General features: G+C 42.4%; 4 protein-coding genes. 1 reads left to right on the top strand and 3 read right to left on the bottom strand.

Annotated elements, in window-relative coordinates; translation table 11 throughout:
- Window positions 1–472 (top strand): ACT domain-containing protein (locus VB081_RS04405; protein WP_323399633.1); only part of this gene is annotated, 472 nt, incomplete at its 5' end.
- Between the two features lie 120 nt (window positions 473–592).
- Here VB081_RS04405 and VB081_RS04400 read toward each other — a convergent pair.
- From VB081_RS04400 to VB081_RS04390, 3 genes are all read right to left on the bottom strand, one after another.
- The gene (locus tag VB081_RS04400) at window positions 593–823 is read right to left on the bottom strand and encodes a type II toxin-antitoxin system MqsA family antitoxin (RefSeq protein ID WP_090304316.1); all 231 of its coding nucleotides are present in this window, start codon (window positions 821–823) and stop codon (window positions 593–595) included.
- A gap of 1 nt (window position 824) precedes the next feature.
- Entirely contained in the window at window positions 825–1,139 is a 315-nt protein-coding gene (locus VB081_RS04395; RefSeq protein WP_090304318.1) for a DUF4258 domain-containing protein, read from the bottom strand.
- Between the two features lie 178 nt (window positions 1,140–1,317).
- Complete coding sequence (locus tag VB081_RS04390; protein WP_090304320.1) at window positions 1,318–1,683, bottom strand: helix-turn-helix domain-containing protein; 366 nt, start codon at window positions 1,681–1,683, stop codon at window positions 1,318–1,320.
- Window positions 1,684–1,984 lie beyond the last annotated feature (301 nt).

Raw genomic sequence — 1,984 nt, 5'->3', positions numbered from 1 at the left:
CATGGAAAAGGTATTAGTACGGGGGATTGCCCTGGATGAAAATATTGGGAAGATTTCAATTTTGGAAGTGCCGGATAAGCCGGGAATTGCCTTCCAGCTCATGAGTGCATTATCGGCTGCCAATATCCACCTGGATATGATTGTCCAGAACGTCAACCGGACGGCAGTTAACGATATTTCTTTCACCGTCAATGCCGATGAGCTTCAGGAGGCCGTAGAGGTTTCCCAAAAATTTGCCTTTGAAGTGGGGGCCCAGAAGGTCAGCTTTGACCAGGGCGTTGCGAAGCTCTCCATTGTCGGAACCGGCATCGTCGCCAATGCCGAAATCGCCTCGAAATTCTTCGAAGCCCTCTACGAGCTGGGCATCAATATCCAAACCATCAGCACCTCAGAAATTAAAATTTCATGCCTGATTGATAAAGAACGGGCTAAAGAAGCCATGGTACATATTCATAAGAAATTTGAAATGTAGCGATTTTAAAAACCCGGAAAGCCTCATGAATAGGGCATTTCCGGGTTTTATCATTTTTGACTGCCCCCGGGCATTAAGTTTGTTCAGCTTCTGGACCGATTTCCATTGGGCTCTCTGTTTCTAAGCAATCCGGTCATATTCCAAAACTGTCAATTCACTGGCCAGTGCCTCGGCACGATCCATGAGGGTGTCCAGCTTCTCAGCCACTGAAGCGGCGTAGAGGATTTCACCACACTGCTCACACCGCTGGCAGGGTACGTTCTTGATGATGACGATGCAGTTTTTCAAATCTGCAAAATAAGTGGTTACCCCGGGTTCCATGGTTCCGTTTTTACAGGTTAAGCATTTCATGTTATTTTTCCTTTCTTTTTTTCATGTCTACATCCCATTTATCGGAGTCGGGATAATAGGCCGTTATGACTTTAGCCGTTTTGCCATCGCTTCCAATGACGGTGTGTAACGGCAGCCCAGGGGGCGGAAACCCTAAAACCAGACAGCTGGGATGGGGGAAGTCCTCGGGATAATCCTCTATGATTTCACCGTTCATTACCGCCTGTCGGATTTGGATGGGCCGAATACCGCGCTGTTTGCATCGTTCGATGACGTGCTGGGTTAAAAAGACAGCATCTTTCTTATAGAGATTTCTTAATAATTCAATGGTTATCATGGTTACCCCTTCCCTAACTACTTTCTTCCCAGCCGCCAATAGGATTATGATGGCCGTCTTTAAATTTTTATCTGGAGGTTTAAAGATATGAAAAATGGTAATTTCTCACTCGGGGACACCGTCCGAAAACTTGAGGATTTAATGATCACACAGGACCAACTTAATCTTATTGCGGTTTTCATTTGGCCAAGTGACAAAGGTCATTAATCATTTTACGCAAGAATGCCTTATCTTCTTCGGGCAGTCTAGCGTAGTAGAGGATGATTTTTGCGATGAGGGGATCACTGCCATTACAGAGATCTGCACAGAAGGCCAACATTTCATCGTCTTCAGTCATCAAAACGAACATTTCACCTTCCCCAGTCCGAAACCACTCCTCATTTATTCGAAATTCAAAGCAGATGGATTTAACAACAGCATCGGAGGGGGTGCGAATATTGGCTTCATACGTTGCGATTGTATTTCCTTTTACGCCAACTCTCTGCCCCAATTCTTGTTGAGTTAGATTTAATTCTTTGCGGAGTTCTTTTAATCTTTCGTTCATGTTGTCTCCTTTGCGCATATTGTATTCTCAAAACTTCACATTGTCAATAAAAAGATTTGAAAAAGCATTGATGGGATTCATTATACGAAGTATAATCTTCGCATAATGAAGAATTGGTCATGCATTGTGATATTACAATATTGGTTGTAACAGGGAGGGCGCAGCCCCAATAAATTTATAAATTATTTAGAAAAGAGTGATCATTTCATTAGAATCTCTTGATATAATATAAATATAAAGGCATTTATTTTATGCAGTAATGAGGATTAAAAAAATGACATTAAAACGAAGAATTTTTTTA

The organism is Christensenella sp., assembly GCF_034927525.1.
Lineage (GTDB): Bacteria > Bacillota > Clostridia > Christensenellales > Christensenellaceae > Christensenella.
The sequence above is the reverse complement of the archived record's forward strand: the minus strand, read 5'-3'. Positions and strand labels throughout refer to the sequence as shown.